Here is a 21927-nt window from a genome sequence, read left to right as displayed (position 1 = left end):
TTTCCTGTTATTTTTTCATCTAGGAGTATCAGCGAATCATTTTTTTTCTACTTTTGATTGCTTTTATTCATTCTAAATAAAGAAAATAATGAACTCAATTGCTTCTTCAAGTAATTACAAGGGAGTACTTTACGCTATGGTCACTGCATTTTTATGGGGTTTTCTTCCTATTTTTTTAAAGGTAGCCCTTAAGGATATCGATCCCATAAGCATTGTATGGTTCCGATTCTCTTTTGCCTTTTTGGTACTATTCATCTACTACCTGATAACCGATCGCAAGCAGTTATACATTATCAAGCGGCCTCCTCTTTTGCTAATATTTGCCGCAATTGGCTTGGGTGTAAATTACGTTGGTTTCCTAAAAGGTCTGAACTACACGAGCCCAAGCAATGCACAAATTATTATACAAAGCGGTCCAATAATGCTGGCACTGGCAGGAGTTCTTTTCTTTAAGGAAAAGCTGAACCTAAAACAGATGATCGGCTTTGGAATTGCCGGCATTGGTTTGTTCCTATTTTACCGCACCCAACTGCAAAGCTTCATTCACGATACCAATGCTTTTAACCTTGGATTTTTCTGGGTTGAGTTAGGAGCAGTCACATGGGTACTGTATGCCGTTTTGCAAAAGAAATTGGTACAACAACATCCTGCGCAGGTTTTGAATATGGTTTTGTATGGAATTCCAGCTTTGATTTACACACCTTTGGCCGATTTTTCTGCTTTCCAGGGATTGGATTTTAAAACCTGGGCCATTGTGGTATTCCTTGGTTTAAACACTTTGGTTGCCTACGGATCTATTGCCCTAGCATTTAAATATACCGAGGCCTACAAGGTGAGCATTATTGTAACGCTTAACCCAATTATTACCCTAATTGCCATGTCGGTTCTTACCTACCTTCAGGTAAGCTGGATACAGCCCGAAAGCATGACACCTTACTCTATAATTGGTGCGGTTTTGGTACTTGGTGGTGCGGTTACTGCGGTGTTTTTCTCGAAAGAGAAAAAGAAAAAAGCGCTTGCTGTACAGAAAGAGGTGGCGAAATAAGGTTCTCGTAAAGTTTCTCGCAAAGGACGCAAAATTAACCTACTTCCCTAATTTTCAATAAATGCCCTCTAAAGCAAAGAATATGGAAATGGATTGTGCTAAATTAATCCCTTTGCCTTGGATTTTAATCCAAGGATTAAATTGAACTCATGTTACAAACCAAATAGCAAGCATCTCAAAGATGATAGATAGATTATACCATAACTCTCTCATTGTTTCTTTTGGGATTGGAAATCCTTTTACTCTATGAACCCTGATTGCAAATCAGGGCTAGCAGAAATTCAAAACAATGCCGACTTGCTCCTGTGAATTTGTAATTCACAGGTTGTGGGTTTGGGATTTTTCAATCCTCAATCTCCATCTCGCGAATCGAATCGGTAATCGGAAGGATTTTAACCTTTTTGTTCTCCCAAATAAAAATAACATTGTTGGTTTTGCCAATAAGCTTACCACTAATGATTTTATCATCAGTATAATGAATGGTATATTTCTCCTTCCTGTTTATGGTAGAACGAAAAAGTCGTCCGTAAAAGTCGGCAGCAAAATACAGGTAAGCAATTAGAGCTATTGTAAAAGTTAGAATTTTATAGGCTCTGTGCCATGACTTTCTACTTAATCCAAGCGAAAACAGGTAATACATTCTGGGACACTTTCTCTCCCAATAACTATCAAGCTTGAAAAGCAGGTAAATAAATGTGAGCGAAGCCATGGTAAACAGGACAATAATGTAATCCTGAAAGGGTGCAATCAAGAAATCGAATATATCGGCATACTGAAAAATATTAATGCCAAATTCTGAAAATTTTTGATGCTTAAACAGCATTCCCATTCCTACCAAAAAGAGATAAAAAATGGTTACAATAGATTGCAGTTCCTTAATAATTAGCTCGTAGGAATCCTTTATTAGTCCTTCCTTTAATTCCATAATTTGTGTTGTAGAGTAAGGACATGAAAGTAAGAAATTATTGGGAAGAACGCTATACTAATAAATGATAGTACCTCCGTTTTTCCTTATTCAACTCACCTCAATCCTCTCCCGAGGAGAGAAAGCTAGCCGCTGCTGAATTCTTGGCATATGGTCTATTGATTGTTTTCCTTCTCCTAGAGGAGAAGGTCCCGACAGGGGGATGAGGTGTTTAATCTTGGCCTTGAGGACCTTCCTCCCGATCCCAAAAATAACATCACATAATCACCCTACACATGATCCCGAGGCTCAATATGAATGGTAGCCACGAATCCATATTTTCTTTTGATTTCCTTCTCGATTTCGGTAGAAATGTCGTGCCCAGTTTTAATGGACATATCGTGTGGCAATTTGATATGGAAGGTAATCTCGGTATGATCACCATAGTTGTGAACATGAAAATGATGCGGATTAATGGCATGTGGATAAATCTCCTCACAAGTTTTCTTCAGATCGTCTAACAGTTTCTGATCGGGACTTTCACCCAAAATGGAATGAATGGAATCCCTGATGATTTCGTAGGCTGCATAGCCAATCATAAAGGCAACAATCATCCCCAATGCACCATCAATCCACCAGAAATATTTCCCCACAAAAATACCTGCCAAAATAACAAATGAGGATATGGCATCGCTACGGTGGTGCCAACCATCGGCCTTTAGAACTTTCGAATTGGTTTTGCGAGCACCATAAAAGGCAAACTGCGCAAGGGCTTCCTTCACCACAACGGAAACAATCATTACCACAATGGCAATGGTTCCAAATTGCGATGATTCACCACTTTTCAAGGTATGATAAGATTCTAATACGAAATCGAAGGCTACCAGCAGCAACAGAATCCCAATAATAAAGGCGCTAATTAAATCTGCCCTGCCGTGTCCGAAAGGATGATCTTCGTCGGCAGGTTTTTTAGAAATTTTTGCTCCAATTAATACAATAACAGAGCTTAAACTATCAGACAAGGTATGCCATGCATCAGCAATAATGGCAATTGACCCGGTAACCAATCCGGCCCAATACTTTAAAATAAAGAGTACAATATTTCCTGCAATGGATAGCCACCCTTCGGTTTCGGCCCAATTCGATTTATTTAACTCAAACTTTTTCATACGATCTGATAGTCAAAACCCCAAAAATAATAATTTTATACCATTTCTTTTTCAATATGACTGAGGTATAGTGTCATCCCGATCAAATTCGGAATCAAAAATGAATCGATATCAGGCTAACCTTCCATCTACTTTCATCAATTGTGAAGCTGCCAATTTGGTTTGCTTTTTCTTATCGATATAAAAATCGATTCTTCCCAAAGCAATTCCAGCCCATCCAACCTGGTTGATAATTACCTCTTCGCCATCCAGGTTTTTCACTTTTTCTGGTTTCTCCAATAAGGTATGTGAGTGCCCCCCTAAAATTACATCAATACCACTGGTTTGCTTGGCAAATTCCATATCGCAATCTTCACCAATATTGCTGGTATGCCCCATGTGCGATAGACAAACTACCAAATCGCAATTGTTCTCTTCTTTCAGGATTCGAACCATATCTTTAGTCACATCTACCGGATCGATATAACTAATTGTTTCACGATTGTGAGGCTCTACATAAGCAGTAAGATCAACACCAAGACCAAAAACCCCAATCTTAAGCTCTCCCTTTTCGAAGATCTGGTATGGAGGAATTTTACCTTCCAAATCGGTACCACCAAAATCGTAATTGGCATTTAGCAAAGGAAAATTACGATTCTTTATCTGCGAAGTAATCCCCTTAATACCATTGTCGAACTCGTGGTTTCCAATATTACCGGCATCGTAACCAATTTTCGACATCAGCTTGTATTCTGCCTCTCCTTTAAAGAAGTTAAAATATGGCGTTCCCTGATAAACATCGCCACAATCCAATAACAACACATGCTCCTCTTCTCTTCTTACCTTTTTCACCAAAGCATTTAATCGGGCAAAACCTCCCAGTCCACCATATTTTGGATCTTTTTTCGGAAATGGTTCAATGCGAGAATGCAAATCATTTGTATGCAATAAGGTAATTTTATGCTTGCTGTTCGAAGCTGCAAAAAGTGATTTGGTAAACAATCCGCTGCTTAAAAATGCCCCGGTTAAACCCAATTTCGTAATAAATTCCCTTCTATTCCACATTGTAAATCCTCCCATCTAGTTTAGCCGATACTTTTTCTCCTTTTTTGTGCTTCTCACTCATGTATTTAATGATTTCCGAACGCAATAATCGGTGCATGTGTCGGAATGTTTTGCGTTGTTCAAAGGCAGTAAAACCGCCGCCGCCATTTACCAGGTAGTCAACACTCATTACATGATATATTTTCGTAGGCTCAACAGGCTTTCCATTCACAAGAATGTTTACTGCTTTTCTGTCTTTAATGCCCATTTTCGCTCCACTTATGCCTTCGCCACCAAAGTAAGCAACGCGTTGAAACAATTCGACCAGCTGCTTTCCTTCCATTCCAACAATTACCAACTTGTTTTTAAAAGGCAACATTTCGTATACCCTTCCGGTAGATATTTCACCCTTCGATAGTGAAGTTCTAATTCCTCCCATGTTCATCAAAGCCACATCAACCCCATGCTTTAATTGCTTCTCTTTGCAAAAATCGTTGCCCATTTCGAACATGGCATCGGCAAGATAGTTGGACAGTAAACCTTCTGGCTTACCCGTTACCATATCCATTTCAGCCACCGAAATAATGGTATTCATCTCCCCATCCAATTGTTGTTTGTAAGAATTGATCAAGTTGATTAAGCTAGTATCCTTTGCGGATATCTGATCCAGATCAGCATTAATGGTGTAATGTGATTCCACCTTATCGGTAGTTTGCTTCGAACTGCCCGCACAGGAACTTAAGCCTGAAGCAATCAAAACAATAAAGAGTGATTTGATTAAATTTCTTCTCATGCTAAAAATAAAATACACTTTAGTCTTTTATTGACCGGTAAAATTATAAATATTCAATTATCATCTAAAATAATCGACAATATCAGATCATATTTAATACCAATTATACTTCCTTTACATGACATCATGCAAGAATGGTACTACACTTCAATCAGAATAATATCCTCTGATACAATTTATAAAATGGTTTATTGTGGTATGATTTTCAATAAAAATCAATTGAATTGACCTGATTAAAAATCAATTGTAAGCTGCATGGGTTCAGATTCGTCTATTCTGTTCGAGACAGATAATCCTATGAGACGAATGCTTGTTTTCAGCTGTTCCTGATCCAAGAGCTCTTCTGCAAGTTTTTGAATCATGTCTTCACCTTCAAGCACCTGCAAAAACGTTCTGCTTCTCGTTTCCTGCTCGAAGTTACTATATTTTAGCTTTAAAGTTAAGGTTCTACCCCTAAATCCACTTTTTTCCAATCTGCGAACCAACGATTCAGTCGTTTTCATTAGATCTTTTTTAATCTCTTGTGTATCGATTAAATCATTTCGGTAGGTATGTTCGGTTCCAACCGATTTCCTGATTCGATTTGGGTTTACAGGTCTGTCATCAATCCCCCTTGCAATATTGTAATAATAGGCTCCATGCTTTCCAAACAATCGGCTTAAATCCAAAAGACTTCTTTCTTTTAAATCTTTCCCCCTAAAAATTCCAAGTTTGTGCATCTTGTCGGCAGTAACTTTACCGACTCCGTAAAATTTGTCGATTTGCAAATCGTTGATAAAACCCTCGATATCCTTGGGAGGAATCACAAACAATCCATCGGGCTTGTTTACATCCGAAGCAATCTTAGCCAGGAATTTATTTACCGATATTCCCGCAGAAGCAGTCAGGCTAGTCTCCTCTTTAATTCGAGCCTTAATCTCCTGAGCAATTAAGGTCGCTGAAGACAGATTTTTTTTGTTGTGAGTAACATCTAAAAATGCCTCATCGATAGAAAGCGGTTCAACCAAATCGGTATACTCATAAAAAATGCTCATGATCTGGTTGGAAACCTCCTTGTAACGATCATGACGACCACGAACAAATATTAAATGTGGACAGCGCTTTTTCGCAATTTTTGAAGGCATTGCGGAACGAACTCCAAACTTACGAGCTTCGTAACTTGCAGCTGCAACAACTCCCCTGTCTCCATCACCTCCAACCGCTATGGGTTTATTGCGCAATTCAGGATTATCCCTCTGCTCCACAGAAGCAAAAAAGGCATCCATATCAATGTGAATTATCTTTCGAATGTCGTCCATATTTCCAGTGCAAATATTTGAATAATCATGAGGCAATCAAAAAATAATCGCTGCCATTTTTGTAATTTTACGCCCAATTTCAAATTATACTAGCAAGTCAACAGAAAGTGAATAAAATCAAAGATCTTACTTCAGGAAATATTTTTACACAAATTGTAAAACTGGCAATTCCAATTATTGCCACTTCGTTTGTGCAAATGGCCTATAACATGACGGATATGGCCTGGCTGGGGCATGTTGGAAAAGAAACGGTTAGTGCAGTTGGGATGGCTCTTTACCTGGTCTGGTTTGGATCTTCATTGATGTATATTACCAAAATAGGCGCAGAAGTTGGGATATCACAATCTATTGGAAGAAAAAACCTTGATGATGCAAGAGCCTTTGCTAAGAATGCTTTCAGTTTGTCTTTGCTGATATCAACCGCATTTGCTGCAATTGTATGGATTTTTGCTCACCCAATTATCAGTGCCTTTAACATTGAGAGTGAATTTGTAAATCAGACAGCGGTTGATTACCTAAGATTCGTTTCCTTTGGTATGCCATTTACCTTTTCTAATATTAGTATCTCGGGCATATACAATGGAATTGGCAACACTCGAACTCCCTTTATTGTAAACTCCATTGGTTTGCTTTTAAATATCATTCTTGATCCGATTTTGATATTTGGTTGGGGAGATATTCCTGCATTAGGAGCAAAAGGTGCTGCAATTGCTACTGTAAGTTCACAGTTTTTAGTATTTGTGATCTTCATATACAACCTACATTTTAGACAAAACCCACTAGATATCAAGCACTACTTTGGCAAAATTCAAAAAAAGTTCTTACAACCTATTCTTAATGTTGGTGGTCCTGTTGCCTTGCAATCAGTATGTTTTGCTTTTTTGGCAATGGTGTTAGCCCGGGTCTTAAATAACATTGTTGAAGGAGATGAAGGGCCCTTTGCCGTGCAAGCCATTGGAGGGCAAATTGAGGCATTATCCTGGATGACAGCTTTGGGTTTTTCAACAGCTTTGGGAACATTCACAGGTCAGAATTTTGGTGCGGGCAAATGGGATCGAATCCAAAAAGGTTTTTTCACTACGCTGGGAATTGCCGCTTTCATTGGAGGTATTAGTACAATTCTTTTCTTCTTTTTTGGAGAGGCTATTTTTGGTTTATTCATGAACCAGGAAGAGGAAAAAGTAATTCAAATGGGGGTTGTATATTTAATTATTTTAAGTTTCTCTCAAATCCTAATGTGTATTGAAATCACTGCCACAGGAGCTTTCAATGGAATAGGAAGGGCGATCCCTCCAGCCATCGTTGGTATTTTGGGTAATGTATTACGTATCCCCTTGGCATTCTTTTTAAGCTATACCTTAATAGATTACCTGCCCAAATTTAGTCAGTTACTTAGTCCTGATACCATCATTGCTACAGGAGTTTGGTGGGGCTTAACTTTATCTAGCATATTAAAAGGTAGTGTGTTGTTTTTATGGTTTTTACTCATACTTTACAAGCATCCTGAGAATGATTATCCATTACCATTTCAAAAATTCTGGATTCGACTTTTGCCAAGCAGATTGCGTCAAACATCAATTGTAATTAATCCGTTAAAAGATGAACAAATTAAAAAGGGAGCTTAAGGTAACAGAGGATGGTTCTCATACATTTTATATGCCTGATTTGGATGAGCATTATCACTCTACTCATGGGGCTATGCAGGAATCGATGCATATTTTCCTGAATGCAGGTTTTCATTTCTCACAGCAGGATCCATTGCACATTCTGGAAATTGGTTTTGGAACAGGATTAAATTGTTTTCTAACTGTAAAGGAAGCAGAAAAACTTAACAGAAAGGTGATTTACCACTCCATTGAACTTTATCCCCTGGAAAAAGAATTGGTGAAGGATCTGAATTATGCTAATCCTTCTGATGAAGCATCTTCCGAAATGTTTCAAAGACTGCATTCCTGCGAGTGGAATACCGATATTCAAATCAATGAAAACTTCACCTTACACAAACTTCAGGGAGATTTAATTGAATACAATTTCCCATCAAAATACGATTTGGTTTACTTCGATGCATTCGCACCAGATGTGCAACCCGATTTATGGACTCAGGATATTTTTGAGAAAATTTATAAGGCAACTAATTCAGAAGCCATACTAACCACTTATTGTACCAAGGGAATTGTAAAGAGAGCCTTACGTGCTGCCGGTTTTCAGGTAAAAAGATTACCTGGGCCTCCTGGTAAAAGACAAATGTTACGTGCCACTCGCATAGATGATTTTGAATCGACAAAAACAACCGAACAATTGTAAAAAAAACTTAATTTCCTGTGCAGTTTCGCATATGTGAAGGAAAAGCCTTACCTTAGTCGATCTTTATGGTCATACTAATCATAAATCAAAAAGCAAATAACAAATAATTATATAAAATGAAGTACACAGAAGAACAAGATAAGGTAAGTTATTGCCTTGGATTAAGCATCGCAAGCAACCTAATTACATCAGGAGTAAAAACCATTAGCACTGAACCTTTCATGGAAGCCCTTGATGCTGCATTCAATGGTAAAATGCCAGAGCTTTCTCCAGATGAAGCAAACAAAATCCTTCAAGAATTCTTTACCAAAGTTCAGGAAGAGCAAGCTGGTGCAGCAATCGAAGCTGGAAAAAAATTCTTATCTGAAAATGCTAAAAAAGAAGGCGTAACTACTCTTGAAAGCGGTCTTCAGTATGAAGTCATTACAGAAGGTAAAGGTGATTTACCAAAAGGTACGGATAATGTAAAATGCCATTACCATGGTACTTTAATTGATGGAACTGTTTTCGATAGCTCTGTTAACAGAGGTGAGCCAGCTACATTCCCGGTAAATGGTGTAATTGCAGGATGGGTTGAAGCTCTTCAATTAATGCCTGTTGGATCGAAATGGAAATTGTATGTTCCTTCTGATTTGGCTTACGGTGCTCAAGGTGCTGGTAACTTAATCGGTCCTCACACAACTCTTATTTTTGAAGTTGAGTTATTAGAAATCGTATAATATATTAACCAAAATACAACGCAAAATGAAACTAAAAGCATTGTCTCTTGCACTTGGTTTAGGTGCTATGACCCTTGTTTCTTGTAACCAAAACGGGAATAAGGATGTTGCCTTAAATAATCAAATTGATTCTGTTAGTTACAGTATTGGTATTAACTTCGGAACAAACCTTAAGAAAAGCAATATCACTGAATTTAACGAAGCAGCTATTCTTGCTGGTATTTATGATGTAATTGAAGGTGATTCTTTGAAAATTGAATTGCGTGAGAGTGGATCTGTTATCAACAATTACATGAGAGCTCTTCAAACAAAAATTGGTGAAGAAAATATCGCTAAAGGTGAAAAATTCTTATCTGAGAATGCTAAAAAAGAAGGTGTTATTACCACTGCAAGTGGATTACAATACCGAGTAATTACTGAAGGTACTGGTGAAAAACCAGCAGCTACTGATCAAGTAAAAGTTCACTACCGCGGAACAACTATCGATGGCAAAGAGTTTGATTCTTCTTTCAAAAGAAATCAACCAGCTACTTTCGCTGCAAACCGCGTAATTAAAGGTTGGACAGAAGCTCTTCAGTTAATGCCTGTTGGTTCCAAGTACGAATTGTTCATTCCTGCTAAATTGGCTTATGGTCCTCGTGGTGCAGGTGGTGATATAGGTCCAAACGAAACTTTGATTTTCGAAGTTGAGCTTTTGGAAATTGTAACGCCAGCAGAACCTAAAAAATAATTGACCTGTAGTTTCAGGACGATATATTAAAAACAGAACCCCTTTTGATAAAAATCGAAAGGGGTTTTTTGCCCTCTCAACTATTTCTAGAATAACTTGAGTCGCATTTCCACCTGCAAATTCATATCTCAGGTTGACAATTTTTTAAGCCCATATCTTTTTTTTAGATTTGCATACTTTTGCAACTACCAAGACGATGTTGTAAATTTAAAATCTTGTTTTCAACTTTTGAAAACTAATAAAACTGTATAATAACCAATAAAATAAATAGTCATGTACGCTGAAATTCATACCGAAAAGGGAGTGATGAAAGTAGAATTCTACGAAAAAGATGCTCCAAAAACTGTTGAAAATTTTGTAAACCTATCGGAATCCGGATTTTACGACGGACTAAATTTCCACCGTGTAATTCCTAGCTTTGTTATTCAAGGTGGTTGCCCTGATGGAACTGGCGCTGGCGGACCAGGTTATTCAATCGACTGTGAGTTGGATGGAGACAATCAATATCACGACAGAGGAGTTCTTTCTATGGCACACGCTGGTAGAAACACAGGTGGATCTCAATTTTTCATTTGCCACAACCGCGACAACACTTCTCACCTAGACAGAAATCACACTTGTTTCGGTAAAGTTGTTGAAGGTCTTGATGTAATTGATGACATCCGCGCTGGCGACAAAATCGAAAAAGTTGTAATCATTAAAGAGTAATTCCTAAAAGATAATTAGATACAGATGAATTTTGAAATCAACGGAAAAGTAATCGTTAAAGATGACACACAACAAATTAGCGATCGCTTTAAGAAAAGAGAGTTTGTAATTGAAGTAGAAAATGAAAGAAATTCAGAATGGAACGATTTCATTAAATTCCAATTAACTCAAGACAGATGTGACCTTTTGGAACCAATTTCTTTGAATGAAGAAATTAAAGTTTCTTTTAACATTCGCGGTCGCAAATGGGAAAAAGATGGAAGAGTAAACTACTTCTCTAATTTGGAAGCTTGGAGAATTGAAAAAGTACAAGCCGAAGCAGCAATTCCAGAAATGCCAGAATTTACTGCAGATGATGTACCACCTGCTCCAGAAGAAGATGATCTTCCTTTTTAATTAAAATATACAAACCCATTCCAATCGGAATGGGTTTTTTCTTTGCTCGTGTTGAATAATTTTGCTCATAAAAAAAACTGCCCTTCGCATGAAGAGCAGCTTATCGTCAAAAAAATTATTGAAAATCCGGTTGGCACCGGCTGTGTTTGAACTTACCTATATTGAATAAACTTATTCACAATTCTATCGAAAGCTGCCAAAGAAGCCATGGCAAATACAACAATGTAAACAATTACAGGAACTTTCGACAAGCTAACAAAAACTCCATTTAACAATTGATTAATTGGTGTTAAGAATAATTTATCCAGTTGTGTAAAAAATGGATGTTCTAAGTCGCTAACCAAGGTTCTTACATCGGTTCCAAGCAATATTATAGCTAGTACTACTATTAAGCCAATAATTCCTAACCATTGCTTTCTTGATCTTGTTTGTTTTACTTCAATTGGCTTTGCCAACCAATCTTGCATCACATCATCCATTACCTTGTTGGTAAACCTCTCTGATGGTTCTTCCAACTCAACATCTTTCATTAAATTCTTAATGAATTCGTCTTTATAGATATCTTCTTGCTTGTTCATGGTTTTCTATTTTTAGAAATCTATAATATTGTTTTTAGCTCTCCGTGTAAAATTGTTTCCAATTGAGAATACAACTTTTTTCGTGCACGATGCAGCTTTACTTTCACATTTGACTGGCTAAATCCGGTAATTTCACAAACTTCGTCTACCGAATTTTCTTCCAGATAAAATAGAGTTAATAATGTCCTGTCTTCAGCATTCATTCGTTGCAAAGCCTTCGTTAAGTACTTTTTTCTTTCATCTGCACGAAGCTCTTGCAATGCCGATTGAGTCGATTTAATATTTACAGATGCTGAATAATCCTCATCAATAGAGCTTACATCAAGCTTTTTTTTTCTCAATCGAGATATTGCTGTATTGAAGATGATTCTATACACCCAAGTTGAAAATTTGGCATCTCCTTTATAGGTATCCAATGCTTGATAAGCCTTCAAGAAAGCATCTTGAGCAACCTCTTCGGCATCTTCTCTATTCCCCATTAATTGCAAAGCCACATTAAAAGCCATTTTCTTGTACTTATTAACAAGAACAGCATATGCACCAGGATCACCTTCCTTTATTTTCGCAATGTAATAGCTATCTCTTTTTAATGCCATATGTTATCAAACTTTCAACTCTCAACAAAATCTCATCAATTAAAAAGACAATTCTTTGTTGATAAATGTTGCTTCAAAATCAAAATTTTAACTTTTATACCGATTATTAATCCTTAAAAGCTGTTTGTTCACTACCAATAACTAACTCATTATATATCGACATTTCAATTTAATATTTCTCTGTTTCACTTTCAGCTCACAGCAAAACTTAAATGTTTTAATTGAATCACCTGTAACTTAGACGCACAAGTATTCGGTTCGGTTACAGACTAAAGAAAATAAGTTCAATATTTCTTTTTTCCACTCAATACACACAAGTTAAGACAATGATTTTCATCAGAATAATTTATCACGTTAAAACTTTCTTAAATTTTTTTGTAACCGATTTAAAAAAGGTGGCGTCATAAAGTTGAAAGCAAAAATCAATAAGCGATTTTAGTTTATAAATAATGAATTAAATAAAAGTTTAACCTTAAAATCACATATTATGGATATCACAGGAGTAGTAGCAATAATTTCAGTATTTGGATGTGTTCCACTAATCATTTTTTTAGTACACAGACATAAAGAAAGAAGAGCATTAATCGAAAAAGGAATGGATATTAGTTTATTGCAAGGAGAAAAAAAGTGTAGCACACTTGAAAGTTTAAAGTATGGAATTTTATTAATTGGATTGGCAGCAGGAATCCTAGTTGGTAACATTCTTGATGCCTACACAAGATTAAACGAAGAAGTTGCTTACTTTTCAATGATCTTCTTATTTGGTGGATTGGCTCTGTTAATTTTTTACAGCATAGCTAAAAAACAACAAGAAACTGAATAGTTTGAAATAATTTACCCCAAACAAAAAAATGCGCCTCAACTCGAAGCGCATTTTTTTATATCAAAGCATTAAAATTCTTATTTACCAATATGAAATAGAATTACTTCTTCGGCTGCTCTTTCACAAACCGGGCAAAAGTGTTTCTCATTGTTCGATTTCATTTTACAATCCTGAACTGGCGAATAAATTCCCTTAGCCGTATAGCCTCCTCCTTCAAACACGCCTAATGTTTTTTCATATTCAGGTGTTCGTGGTGTTGGTACAGGAGTTGACTCATCCAACATATCTTTCCATTTCGAGTCGAAATCAACCATAGTTGTGATGTTTGGTTCCCATGGCTCAACCTCCAGGTTGTAAAAACCATCGTAAGCAACTTTCGAGTTGTAATACTCATCTCCAAGGCCAACAAATCCATGTCCAAATTCATGGCTCGACACTTCATACGTCAACTGATTATCAGCTGAGCAACTAGAATAATAATTGTAAAAACCTCCTCCTCCATATCGATCGGTATTAATCAAAACAAAAATTTGATCATAAGGTACATTTGCACTAATATCATGCAATGCTTTAATATCAAAAGTCGTTAAATATCGAGGTACATCGAAGGTGTAAAATGTAGTATTTACCGCTGTATTCTTATAAATATTCTCACCTGGAACATCGGTTCCTGACTCTTCAGAAGCAGACTCTAAAGCATAAATATTAAAGTTTTTCGCATACTTATCAAACGGGGGAACATCCAATAGATAACCAGCGACTCTCTTTACATCTGCCCTAAATTTATCCATTTCTTCAAGCGTATATCCTTCAGCAATAAAAGCAATATCAACACTTTTATCCGGACTTCCCTTCCCCATAATCTTTGTATAAGGAACTGCCATTGGCTTTTCTCTGCCAATAAAATAATTCGTAGGGTCAATTGTATATTCCCATATTTGCTCCATGCTTCCGTCCCATTTTCTTGACTCCAACACAAAACGAGCTATCTTTTTAGGATACGGCATCACATTCACCTGATAAAATGCTTTTTTTAATTTCTTCGCTTCATCTGTAGTTTGCCATTCCTGAAAAAGAGAATTAAAGCCTTTAGAATAAATCAATTCTCCTGATTCCACATCATACAGCTTGAATCCAAAAGTTCCATATCCAAATTTATCTACAAGATTTACAGTACTCCCTCCCCAGTGAGGTTCCTCTTTCAACTCCTTTAAAAATACAGTTTGAGAGCTTGCATCACCACCCATTAAATAATCAATTCGGAGGGTTTTATTTTCGAAGTATTTTTCAAATTTATTTTGTGCATTGCAAAAAGTACTTAATGCAATAAACATCAAAATCAGTAATGGTTTTAGGTTCATTTTTCGATTGTTTAAGTTGAAGTGATAAAAGTACGAATAATTTAAGGATGAGAATTAGTCACCAATTACAAGATTTTTGATAATAAAAGATTCACATTTTTCTTTTCCTAATCGAAATAGATATCTTAGATTTTTAATTCACACACAAATTTAATATAGACCATGAAAGAACTATTGGGCGTTCAATTAAAGAACTGGCTAATCAACGAAGGCATTTCAGAATATTGGGCTGTACTACTACAATCAGCCATTGCAGCAGTTGTTGTAATTCTTATAGCTTGGTTGTCTGATTATATTGCCAAAAAGATCTTAATTGCATTTATAACCAGAGTTGTTAGAAGAACCAAAACGCACTGGGACGATATCTTACTAGAACGCAAAGTTTTTAATAAGATCTCACATTTTGCACCAGCAATAATTATCTATTCTAGTGCAAGTTTAATTGATCATGAGAGCTGGAGTAATTTCGTTGAAAATGGAGCGTATGTTTATATGGTTGTCTTATCAATCATGCTTCTAGATACTTTTTTAAGTGCAAGCAACGATATTTACAACACCATGCCAGTAAGTAAAACAAGACCAATTAAAGGATATATCCAAATTGTAAAAATATTCTTTTATGCATTGGGAATTATTGCGATAATAGCTGTTTTATTCGATAAAAATCCCTTAACAATTATTGCTGGGATGGGAGCATTTGCTGCTGTTATCCTGTTAATATTTAAGGATACGATATTAGGTTTTGTAGCCTCCATTCAACTATCGGCCAACAAAATGGTAAATATTGGAGACTGGATTTCAATGCCATCCAAAGGAGCGGATGGAACGGTAATTGATATCAGCTTAAATACAGTTAAAGTTCAAAATTGGGATAAAACAATTAGTACAATACCAACCTATGCCTTGGTCTCCGAATCATTCAACAACTGGAAAGGAATGGAAGACTCGGGTGGTAGAAGAATTAAACGGCATTTAAATATCGATGTTAAGTCAATTCACTTTCTTTCCGAAGAAGACATCCATAAATTTGAACAAATCAACTTGATTCAAAATTACATGAAAGAAAAGAAAGAAGAAATTCAAGCATCTAATCCTGAAGGTGAGATTCCTGTAAACCAGAGAAGATTAACGAATATTGGAACATTTAGAAAATATATTGAAGCATATCTCCACAATCACCCAAAGATTCATAACAACATGACTTTCCTTGTACGCCAGTTACAAGCATCAGAAAAGGGTTTACCAATTGAAATATATGTATTTTCTAACGATCAGGCTTGGGCAAACTATGAAGCCATTCAGGCTGATATATTCGATCACATTTTCGCAATTGTTCCTGAATTCAATTTAAAAATCTTCCAGAATCCTACAGGTGATGATTTTCAAAAATTAATCAATTAATTATAAATGAAAAGTATCTTAAAAAAACTCGATTTTTTCGAGTCATTGGGCTGGTTTGGTAATATCATTCTAAGTATTGGAGTAATTCCTCAAGTTGTTCAAACTTGGAAAACACATGATGTTGATAGTTTTAACTGGCCCTTTTTGCTGATGTGGGCTTTTGGTGTGCTATTTACTTTTATCTATATTGTGAACGGTGATTTAAAAGCAGATAAAAGACAATACCCACTTTGGTTAAACTATTTGGTAAACATTGTGGCAACTTTTTATCTCTGTTATGCCAAACTGATTTATTCCTAAATCTAAACCCCCAATTGATATGAAGAAATTAATTACCCTTTTATTTGTACTTAGCTGTTTTGGTTCTTTTGCACAAACGAAAGTAGGCGGAGTTGAATTGCCATCTCAAATAATGGTGAAAGAGACCAAGTTACAATTGCAAGGAGCTGGAACCAGAGTTAAACTTTGGATGGATATGTATGCAATGGGATTGTATTTGGAAAGTAAAACCAATGATGCATCTCAAATCATTAATGATAATAAGTACATGGGCATTAGACTTGAAATTATTTCTGGCTTAATTACGGCTGAAAAAATGGAGAAAGCCACAAGAGATGGATTTAAAAATTCGACCCAAAACAATATTAAACCAATAGAATCAAAAATAAATGATTTCCTCTCGGTTTTTTTAAGCGGTGTAGAAAAAAAAGACATTTTTGAATTTGTATACAACCCTTCGGAAGGAAGCTTGATCTACAAAAATGGAGAGCTTAGAAAGGTAATTGATGGATTAGATTTTAAAAAAGCACTTTTTGGCATTTGGCTTTGCAATAAACCTGCCGATAAAAACTTAAAAGAGGATCTGCTTAAATAGAATCAGAAAAGAATAGCAAAGGAGTGACTTAAAAATCACTCCTTTTTTTATCGCAGAAAAGATGGAAATACTTTCTAAATAAAGGTTCAGCAGATGCAGTTCAAAAAAAAACTTTATCTTAGCGCCCACACCAAACTTATTATCCTAAGGGATAAATCCTTTTATTACAAATCTTTCGGACTTTAGGAATCTGTTTCTTGAGGTAATATTTTGCACCCTTAATATTGTGTGCATTTTGTGAAACAAAAACAATAACAATGAGTACCAAGAGATTTTCTAAAATTGTAGGTTCAGGTAGCTATCTGCCAAATATCGAAGTTAAAAATTCACATTTTTTGAACCATGATTTTTTTGAACCGAACGGACAAAAAATTGACACTCCAAACGAGGAAATAATTGAAAAATTCCGTGAAATTACCGGAATCGAGGAAAGAAAGTACGCAACTGACCAGCAGCAAGCATCGGATTTGGCTTATCTGGCTGCAAAAGATGCATTAGATTCTTCGAACATTGATAAAGAAAGCATTGACTATATATTGGTTGCGCACAATTATGGTGACATCAAGCCAAATTCAACCTTAACCAATCAACTTCCATGTTTGGCTGCAAAAGTGAAAAACCTTTTGCAAATTGAGAATCCGAAATGTATTGCTTACGATATCTTGTTCGGATGTCCAGGTTGGGTTCAATTGATGATTCAAGCCAACTACTACATCAAATCGGGCGATGCCAACAGAGTTCTGATAATTGGTGCAGAAACCCTATCACGTGTTTGCGATCCACACGACAGAGATAGTATGATTTATTCGGACGGAGCAGGTGCAACCATATTGGAAGCTTTTGAATCGGAAGAAGAAACCGGAATTTTATCTCATGCAATGAGAACAGACACCAAAGATCAAGCATATTTCTTAAGATCAGACATTTCGGACAATGCTGATTTCGAAGGAAACAGTAACAGTCATTTCATTAAAATGTTTGGTCGTAAAATATACGAATACGCTATTACCAATGTTCCTGGCGTTGTAAAGGAGAGTATTGATAAAGCTGGATTAGACATCAAAGACATCAAGAAAATATTAATCCACCAAGCAAATGAAAAAATGGACGAAGCCATTGGCAAAAGATTGTTTAGATTGTATAAAGAAAGAGAGGTGCCAGAAGATATTATGCCAATTATTTTGAAGAAAATGGGTAACAATTCTGTGGCTACCGTCCCGATTCTTTACGATCAAATTGCCAAAGGAGCTTTAACCGGTCACAATTTAAATTCTGGTGACTACGTTGTTTTTGCCTCTGTAGGTGCTGGAATGAATATTAACTCTTTTGTATATAAAGTGTAAATTAACTTTAAATGTTAAATTTTTAATCTTTTTAATAAAGATTTATCCAAATGTGTTGGATTCAAAAATAATTTTTCTAAATTAGCAGGGCTGAATCTGATAGAGGCATGAAGATAAAAGGGATTGAGGAGAATAGGATATTATCAGATTTGATTTTGGAATTGCATTCTAACCCTAAAATTACTATAAATATTACCCGAATTAACACTTGTTGGTTCGGGTAGTTTTTTTGAACTATACTACAATTCAAAAATAAGATTGTAGCCTTCTACAGAGAAAGAATCCAAATTAGATTGGCAAAATGGATTCGCTAAAAAAATCCTTTATCTTGCTGCTCTAAGTCAAGAAAAATGAACCAAGTATACCACCTATCAATTCTTACCTGTCTGATTTTTTCAATCATTCTGTTTGCAGGATTACTTTACACATGCATTGTTTTTTATCAGGAAAATGAAAAAAGAGCTGGATTCAGAGCTCTTTTACTCGCTTTATTTCTGCCTCCCATTTACCAAATAACATGGTATTACAACTGGGAAATAATGGCTCTCATTCTTACAGCGGATCTATTGATAACTGGCATCCTATTTCTTATTCCTTTTGGCAACAAGCAAAACATCACCGATGATTTTCCAAAAACGAAAATTGATGAGAGAGACATCATGTTTTCACGAAACGAATTGAAAGAAAACACAGAGAGATTCAATGAATATTACTCCAAAAATCCTAACAAACTAAAACTAGATAATGAGTTTAGAAAGGAACCCGGATTAACCGCAGAAAAATCCATTTTCTTTAATGAATTGGCATACAAAGCTGCCAATGCCAGCTTTTTTACAGTTGATCAATTTCACCAAGCTGTTGATGGTGAAATCAATCCCAAAAAATCAGATATTTCAAAAGGCGAATTGAGTAAGTTTATTAAGGACTGGAGCAGAAAACTAGGAGCCTTAAATATTGGAATTACTGAATTGAAAGATTACCATTTCTATTCGCATAAAGGAAGAGGCGAAGATTATGGAAATCCTATTGAGAGCAATCATACTCATGCCATTGCCTTTACTGTTGAAATGAGTCAGGAAATGGTTGCTGCAGCACCTCAATCTTCCATCGTAATGGAATCGGCTCAACAGTATTTAGAGGCTGGACGAATTGCCGTTCAGCTAGCACAATTCTTAAGAAGCCTGGGATTTTCAGCACGAGCTCACATCGATGGGAATTATCAAATTGTTTGCCCTTTGGTTGCCCGAGATGCTGGCCTAGGCGAAATTGGCCGAATGGGATTACTAATGACGCCTAAAGAAGGTCCTCGAGTGCGATTGGGAGTAGTGACAACAACATTCGAATTAGAAACTGATAAAAGAAGCAAGGACAATTCGATGCTCGATTTCTGTTTACAATGTAAAAAATGTGCAGAGGTTTGTCCTAGCAATTCCATTTCCCTTGATGAACCCAAACTTGTAAATGGAATAAAAAGGTGGCAAATAAATTCTGAATCTTGCTTTACCTATTGGTGCAAAGCTGGTACCGATTGTGGTCGTTGCATGGCTTGTTGTCCTTACTCACATCCCGATAATTTACTACACAATTTCATTCGTTTTGGGATTAAACACTCTGCTCTGTTCAGAATGTTAGCTGTACATCTTGATGATTTCTTTTATGGAAGAAAACCAAAATCAGCAGATCTTCCGAACTGGATTCCCAACAGCAAAAAGATAAAGAAATAAAATTCTTTTCTATAATATTACTTTCTGCTTTATTCAATTTTAAGCATAAAAAACGCAGAAAATTAATTTCTGCGTTACAATATTTTTAGTCTTTAAAGATTATTTTCTTTGGCGAACTGCTTCATAAACCATTAACGATGCAGCCACCGAAACATTCAAGGAATCAATCTGGCCTAAGATTGGCACTTTTACCTTTTCGTCAGCCAGGCGAAGCAATGCCTCATCGATACCTGTATCCTCCGATCCCATAATAATAGCCGTTGCCAAAGTTAAATCTGCATCGGTATAATAGTTTTCAGCCTTCTCGGTTGAAGCTACAATTCGAATTCCTTCTTTTTTCAGGTTTCGCACCAGAGTTTTTAGATTCTGTACACGACAAACCGGAATTTGATACAATGCTCCAGCTGAAGTTTTAATTGAATCAGGTGTAATTTTAGCCGAATTCTTAAATGGGATAATAATCGCATCAACCCCAGCACACTCTGCAGAACGAGCAATTGCACCAAAGTTTCTAACGTCGGTAATCTGGTCCAATATCAAGATTAAAGGAGTTCTACCTTCAGCCATAATTTGTGGCACAACATCTTCAACTTCCTGGTAAGCAATAGGTGCAATTAAGGTAACAACACCTTGATTATTCTTCTGGTTAAGTGAATTGATTTTTTCAGCAGGTACAAATTGATATTCGATTGATTCATCACGAATTAAATCGAATAGATCTTGGTACAAACGACCAGTTAATCCTTTACGAATTAATACTTTTTCAATTTCTTTACCACTTCTAATCGCTTCCATTGTTGCTCTAATACCGAACAACATTTCCTGTTTCTGTTTAGCCATCTATCTAATTCCTTGATTTTACATTTAATGTAAGTTGTGGTTTTTCCTTATAGGTTAGGTATCGCCACAACCATTCCAATGGTCCCATCCTGTAATACTTCAACCAAATATAAGATGAAGTCATTTGAAAAATCCAGATGCCAAGCATCCAAAATAGCAACTCAAACCTGCTGAACTCACCGAACAATCCAAATCCGTAACTATAAAAAATGATGGAACAAATTACGGATTGGCAAAGGTAGTTTGTAAAAGCCAATCGACCAACTGCTTCGAAAGCTTTCGTTAAAAATTTAAACAGATTTAATTGATACACCAAAATGATTAAGCCAATGTACCCTAGAGAAGTAAAAATGCTGGAAAAATAATTGTACTGATATCCATATTTGAAATAGTGTACTACTTCCCATCTGTTTTGAGCCATTTCCTGAACCCCATAATTGGAAATTAATGCACCAATACCTATCCCCAAAACAGCCATTCCAGCATAAAATAGTTTGGTTTTTTTTGCTGATAAAACTCCTTGATTTAAAAGCACCATCCCCAGCAACATCATTCCTGTAGTTCGCCATAAAGAAAGCATAAAGAAGCCTCCTACCTGATAGTTCATGTTTAACTGAACCCTTTTCACAAAGATATCGAACCACGAGCCATGCTGATATAGGTTTATTTCAGCAGATAATGACTCAGCAGAAGGTAAAAATTCAGACATTGACTCTTCCATCATTTTTTCAGGCATGGTATCAAACATACTTCCAATTGCATAAAAGAAAAGCATAGGAACCATGTAAAGAAATACAGCGAGAACCAACTTCCATACATCCTTCACTTTGCGAAGCAGTACAGCAATTAAACCAATAATTGCGTAGGCAACCAGAATATCGCCAAACCAAATTAAATAAGCGTGAATCATCCCAAAAAGTAGAAGCCACATCATTCTTCTGATGTGAATCCTGGAACCATCAATGCCTTTATCTGCCAATCGATTCACAAATAACAAAATGCCTGCACCAAACAGAATGGAGAAAATACTCATGAACTTTAGCTCGGCAAAAACATGAACCAGCCAATAAGAAAAACTTTCCAATTCACTCATTTCTCCCAACACCAAAGGATTGGCAAATGATGCATTTGGCAAAGCAAAAAGCTGAATATTAATAAATAGAATGCCCAATAGTGCGAAGCCTCGCAAAATATCGAGGGAATGGATTCTTTCTTTTAAAGCAGTTGGGGCCGCATGCGGAGTTTGCATTTTTTTCTTTCTAAGATAAGAAGATTAAAGAAATAAAATATTTCACGTA

At 36.2% G+C, this 21927-nt stretch carries 23 protein-coding genes; 13 read left to right on the top strand and 10 right to left on the bottom strand.

Annotated elements, in window-relative coordinates:
- Positions 1–88: 88 nt before the first annotated feature.
- Entirely contained in the window at positions 89–1045 is a 957-nt protein-coding gene (locus M0051_RS05460; RefSeq protein ID WP_306740545.1) for a DMT family transporter, read from the top strand.
- A gap of 343 nt (positions 1046–1388) precedes the next feature.
- Here M0051_RS05460 and M0051_RS05455 read toward each other — a convergent pair whose 3' ends face one another.
- The 5 genes from M0051_RS05455 to dinB form a co-directional block, all read right to left on the bottom strand.
- Positions 1389–1970 (bottom strand): hypothetical protein, encoded by a 582-nt coding sequence (locus M0051_RS05455; protein ID WP_306740544.1) that lies wholly within the window; start codon positions 1968–1970, stop codon positions 1389–1391.
- Between the two features lie 269 nt (positions 1971–2239).
- Entirely contained in the window at positions 2240–3118 is an 879-nt protein-coding gene (locus tag M0051_RS05450) for a cation diffusion facilitator family transporter (RefSeq protein ID WP_306740543.1), read from the bottom strand.
- Positions 3119–3229: 111 nt separating this feature from the next.
- Positions 3230–4177 carry a bifunctional UDP-sugar hydrolase/5'-nucleotidase gene (locus tag M0051_RS05445; protein ID WP_306740542.1) on the bottom strand — a complete coding sequence of 316 codons (948 nt, stop codon included), beginning with the start codon at positions 4175–4177 and terminating at the stop codon, positions 3230–3232.
- Positions 4152–4934: a 5'-nucleotidase C-terminal domain-containing protein gene (locus M0051_RS05440; RefSeq protein ID WP_306740541.1), complete on the bottom strand. Its 783-nt coding sequence runs from the start codon at positions 4932–4934 to the stop codon at positions 4152–4154. The genes M0051_RS05445 and M0051_RS05440 overlap by 26 nt, the downstream gene beginning before the upstream one ends.
- A gap of 233 nt (positions 4935–5167) precedes the next feature.
- The gene (gene dinB, locus M0051_RS05435; RefSeq protein WP_306740540.1) at positions 5168–6232 is read right to left on the bottom strand and encodes a DNA polymerase IV; all 1065 of its coding nucleotides are present in this window, start codon (positions 6230–6232) and stop codon (positions 5168–5170) included.
- A gap of 107 nt (positions 6233–6339) precedes the next feature.
- On the opposite strand from dinB, the gene M0051_RS05430 reads away from it, so the two are divergent.
- From M0051_RS05430 to M0051_RS05405, 6 genes are all read left to right on the top strand, one after another.
- Positions 6340–7857 carry an MATE family efflux transporter gene (locus M0051_RS05430; protein WP_306740539.1) on the top strand — a complete coding sequence of 506 codons (1518 nt, stop codon included), beginning with the start codon at positions 6340–6342 and terminating at the stop codon, positions 7855–7857.
- Complete coding sequence (gene mnmD / locus M0051_RS05425) at positions 7832–8536, top strand: tRNA (5-methylaminomethyl-2-thiouridine)(34)-methyltransferase MnmD (RefSeq protein ID WP_306740538.1); 705 nt, start codon at positions 7832–7834, stop codon at positions 8534–8536. The genes M0051_RS05430 and mnmD overlap by 26 nt, the downstream gene beginning before the upstream one ends.
- A 116-nt stretch (positions 8537–8652) precedes the next feature.
- Positions 8653–9255 carry an FKBP-type peptidyl-prolyl cis-trans isomerase gene (locus M0051_RS05420; protein WP_306740537.1) on the top strand — a complete coding sequence of 201 codons (603 nt, stop codon included), beginning with the start codon at positions 8653–8655 and terminating at the stop codon, positions 9253–9255.
- A gap of 25 nt (positions 9256–9280) precedes the next feature.
- Positions 9281–9985 (top strand): FKBP-type peptidyl-prolyl cis-trans isomerase, encoded by a 705-nt coding sequence (locus M0051_RS05415; protein WP_306740536.1) that lies wholly within the window; start codon positions 9281–9283, stop codon positions 9983–9985.
- A 273-nt stretch (positions 9986–10258) separates the two neighbouring features.
- On the top strand, positions 10259–10693 hold the full coding sequence (locus tag M0051_RS05410) for a peptidylprolyl isomerase (protein WP_120240624.1): 435 nt from the start codon (positions 10259–10261) through the stop codon (positions 10691–10693).
- Between the two features lie 24 nt (positions 10694–10717).
- Entirely contained in the window at positions 10718–11089 is a 372-nt protein-coding gene (locus M0051_RS05405; protein ID WP_110360567.1) for a DUF3127 domain-containing protein, read from the top strand.
- A gap of 152 nt (positions 11090–11241) precedes the next feature.
- Here the strand turns inward: M0051_RS05405 and M0051_RS05400 are convergent, their stop codons facing one another.
- Both M0051_RS05400 and M0051_RS05395 read right to left on the bottom strand, forming a co-directional pair.
- Positions 11242–11667: a hypothetical protein gene (locus M0051_RS05400; protein ID WP_306740535.1), complete on the bottom strand. Its 426-nt coding sequence runs from the start codon at positions 11665–11667 to the stop codon at positions 11242–11244.
- Positions 11668–11687: 20 nt separating this feature from the next.
- Positions 11688–12263 carry an RNA polymerase sigma factor gene (locus M0051_RS05395; RefSeq protein ID WP_306740534.1) on the bottom strand — a complete coding sequence of 192 codons (576 nt, stop codon included), beginning with the start codon at positions 12261–12263 and terminating at the stop codon, positions 11688–11690.
- 487 nt (positions 12264–12750) lie between these two features.
- On the opposite strand from M0051_RS05395, the gene M0051_RS05390 reads away from it, so the two are divergent.
- Positions 12751–13086, top strand: a complete 336-nt coding sequence (locus tag M0051_RS05390) for a DUF6249 domain-containing protein (RefSeq protein WP_306740533.1) — start codon at positions 12751–12753, stop codon at positions 13084–13086.
- A gap of 77 nt (positions 13087–13163) precedes the next feature.
- Here the strand turns inward: M0051_RS05390 and M0051_RS05385 are convergent, their stop codons facing one another.
- A complete protein-coding gene (locus M0051_RS05385; protein ID WP_306740532.1) occupies positions 13164–14447 on the bottom strand; it encodes a M64 family metallopeptidase in 1284 nt (427 codons plus the stop codon).
- A gap of 162 nt (positions 14448–14609) precedes the next feature.
- Here M0051_RS05385 and M0051_RS05380 point away from each other — a divergent pair, with 162 nt between their 5' ends.
- The 5 genes from M0051_RS05380 (at position 14610) to M0051_RS05360 (ending at position 19789) form a co-directional block, all read left to right on the top strand.
- Entirely contained in the window at positions 14610–15848 is a 1239-nt protein-coding gene (locus tag M0051_RS05380) for a mechanosensitive ion channel family protein (RefSeq protein WP_306740531.1), read from the top strand.
- Between the two features lie 6 nt (positions 15849–15854).
- Positions 15855–16148 (top strand): PQ-loop repeat-containing protein, encoded by a 294-nt coding sequence (locus M0051_RS05375; RefSeq protein ID WP_306740530.1) that lies wholly within the window; start codon positions 15855–15857, stop codon positions 16146–16148.
- Positions 16149–16167: 19 nt separating this feature from the next.
- Positions 16168–16722, top strand: coding sequence for a chalcone isomerase family protein (locus M0051_RS05370; RefSeq protein ID WP_306740529.1), 555 nt, complete (start codon positions 16168–16170; stop codon positions 16720–16722).
- A 257-nt stretch (positions 16723–16979) separates the two neighbouring features.
- Positions 16980–18065, top strand: a complete 1086-nt coding sequence (locus M0051_RS05365; protein ID WP_306740528.1) for a 3-oxoacyl-ACP synthase III family protein — start codon at positions 16980–16982, stop codon at positions 18063–18065.
- A gap of 350 nt (positions 18066–18415) precedes the next feature.
- On the top strand, positions 18416–19789 hold the full coding sequence (locus M0051_RS05360; RefSeq protein WP_306740527.1) for a 4Fe-4S dicluster domain-containing protein: 1374 nt from the start codon (positions 18416–18418) through the stop codon (positions 19787–19789).
- Positions 19790–19888: 99 nt separating this feature from the next.
- Here M0051_RS05360 and rlmB read toward each other — a convergent pair whose 3' ends face one another.
- The gene (gene rlmB / locus M0051_RS05355; RefSeq protein WP_306740526.1) at positions 19889–20629 is read right to left on the bottom strand and encodes a 23S rRNA (guanosine(2251)-2'-O)-methyltransferase RlmB; all 741 of its coding nucleotides are present in this window, start codon (positions 20627–20629) and stop codon (positions 19889–19891) included.
- 4 nt (positions 20630–20633) lie between these two features.
- On the bottom strand, positions 20634–21878 hold the full coding sequence (locus M0051_RS05350; RefSeq protein ID WP_306740525.1) for a DUF418 domain-containing protein: 1245 nt from the start codon (positions 21876–21878) through the stop codon (positions 20634–20636).
- Positions 21879–21927 lie beyond the last annotated feature (49 nt).

This window comes from Marinifilum sp. D714 (assembly GCF_030851345.1).
In the GTDB taxonomy this organism is placed as follows: domain Bacteria; phylum Bacteroidota; class Bacteroidia; order Bacteroidales; family Marinifilaceae; genus Marinifilum.
Note: the sequence above shows the minus strand (reverse complement) of the source record. Positions and strands in the feature narration are given on the sequence as shown.

Excerpts from the sequence above, each read along its gene's own strand:
- M0051_RS05460 (WP_306740545.1), top strand. The coding sequence starts at position 89 with ATGAACTCAATTGCTTCTTCAAGTAATTACAAGGGAGTACTTTACGCT.
- M0051_RS05405 (WP_110360567.1), top strand. The coding sequence starts at position 10,718 with ATGAATTTTGAAATCAACGGAAAAGTAATCGTTAAAGATGACACACAA.
- M0051_RS05390 (WP_306740533.1), top strand. The coding sequence starts at position 12,751 with ATGGATATCACAGGAGTAGTAGCAATAATTTCAGTATTTGGATGTGTT.
- M0051_RS05440 (WP_306740541.1), bottom strand. The coding sequence starts at position 4,934 with ATGAGAAGAAATTTAATCAAATCACTCTTTATTGTTTTGATTGCTTCA.
- M0051_RS05350 (WP_306740525.1), bottom strand. The coding sequence starts at position 21,878 with ATGCAAACTCCGCATGCGGCCCCAACTGCTTTAAAAGAAAGAATCCAT.
- M0051_RS05385 (WP_306740532.1), bottom strand. The coding sequence starts at position 14,447 with ATGAACCTAAAACCATTACTGATTTTGATGTTTATTGCATTAAGTACT.
- M0051_RS05445 (WP_306740542.1), bottom strand. The coding sequence starts at position 4,177 with ATGGGAGGATTTACAATGTGGAATAGAAGGGAATTTATTACGAAATTG.
- M0051_RS05375 (WP_306740530.1), top strand. The coding sequence starts at position 15,855 with ATGAAAAGTATCTTAAAAAAACTCGATTTTTTCGAGTCATTGGGCTGG.
- mnmD (WP_306740538.1), top strand. The coding sequence starts at position 7,832 with ATGAACAAATTAAAAAGGGAGCTTAAGGTAACAGAGGATGGTTCTCAT.
- M0051_RS05365 (WP_306740528.1), top strand. The coding sequence starts at position 16,980 with ATGAGTACCAAGAGATTTTCTAAAATTGTAGGTTCAGGTAGCTATCTG.
- M0051_RS05370 (WP_306740529.1), top strand. The coding sequence starts at position 16,168 with ATGAAGAAATTAATTACCCTTTTATTTGTACTTAGCTGTTTTGGTTCT.
- M0051_RS05380 (WP_306740531.1), top strand. The coding sequence starts at position 14,610 with ATGAAAGAACTATTGGGCGTTCAATTAAAGAACTGGCTAATCAACGAA.
- M0051_RS05410 (WP_120240624.1), top strand. The coding sequence starts at position 10,259 with ATGTACGCTGAAATTCATACCGAAAAGGGAGTGATGAAAGTAGAATTC.
- M0051_RS05415 (WP_306740536.1), top strand. The coding sequence starts at position 9,281 with ATGAAACTAAAAGCATTGTCTCTTGCACTTGGTTTAGGTGCTATGACC.
- M0051_RS05455 (WP_306740544.1), bottom strand. The coding sequence starts at position 1,970 with ATGGAATTAAAGGAAGGACTAATAAAGGATTCCTACGAGCTAATTATT.
- M0051_RS05360 (WP_306740527.1), top strand. The coding sequence starts at position 18,416 with ATGAACCAAGTATACCACCTATCAATTCTTACCTGTCTGATTTTTTCA.
- M0051_RS05450 (WP_306740543.1), bottom strand. The coding sequence starts at position 3,118 with ATGAAAAAGTTTGAGTTAAATAAATCGAATTGGGCCGAAACCGAAGGG.
- M0051_RS05400 (WP_306740535.1), bottom strand. The coding sequence starts at position 11,667 with ATGAACAAGCAAGAAGATATCTATAAAGACGAATTCATTAAGAATTTA.
- M0051_RS05395 (WP_306740534.1), bottom strand. The coding sequence starts at position 12,263 with ATGGCATTAAAAAGAGATAGCTATTACATTGCGAAAATAAAGGAAGGT.
- dinB (WP_306740540.1), bottom strand. The coding sequence starts at position 6,232 with ATGGACGACATTCGAAAGATAATTCACATTGATATGGATGCCTTTTTT.
- M0051_RS05420 (WP_306740537.1), top strand. The coding sequence starts at position 8,653 with ATGAAGTACACAGAAGAACAAGATAAGGTAAGTTATTGCCTTGGATTA.
- rlmB (WP_306740526.1), bottom strand. The coding sequence starts at position 20,629 with ATGGCTAAACAGAAACAGGAAATGTTGTTCGGTATTAGAGCAACAATG.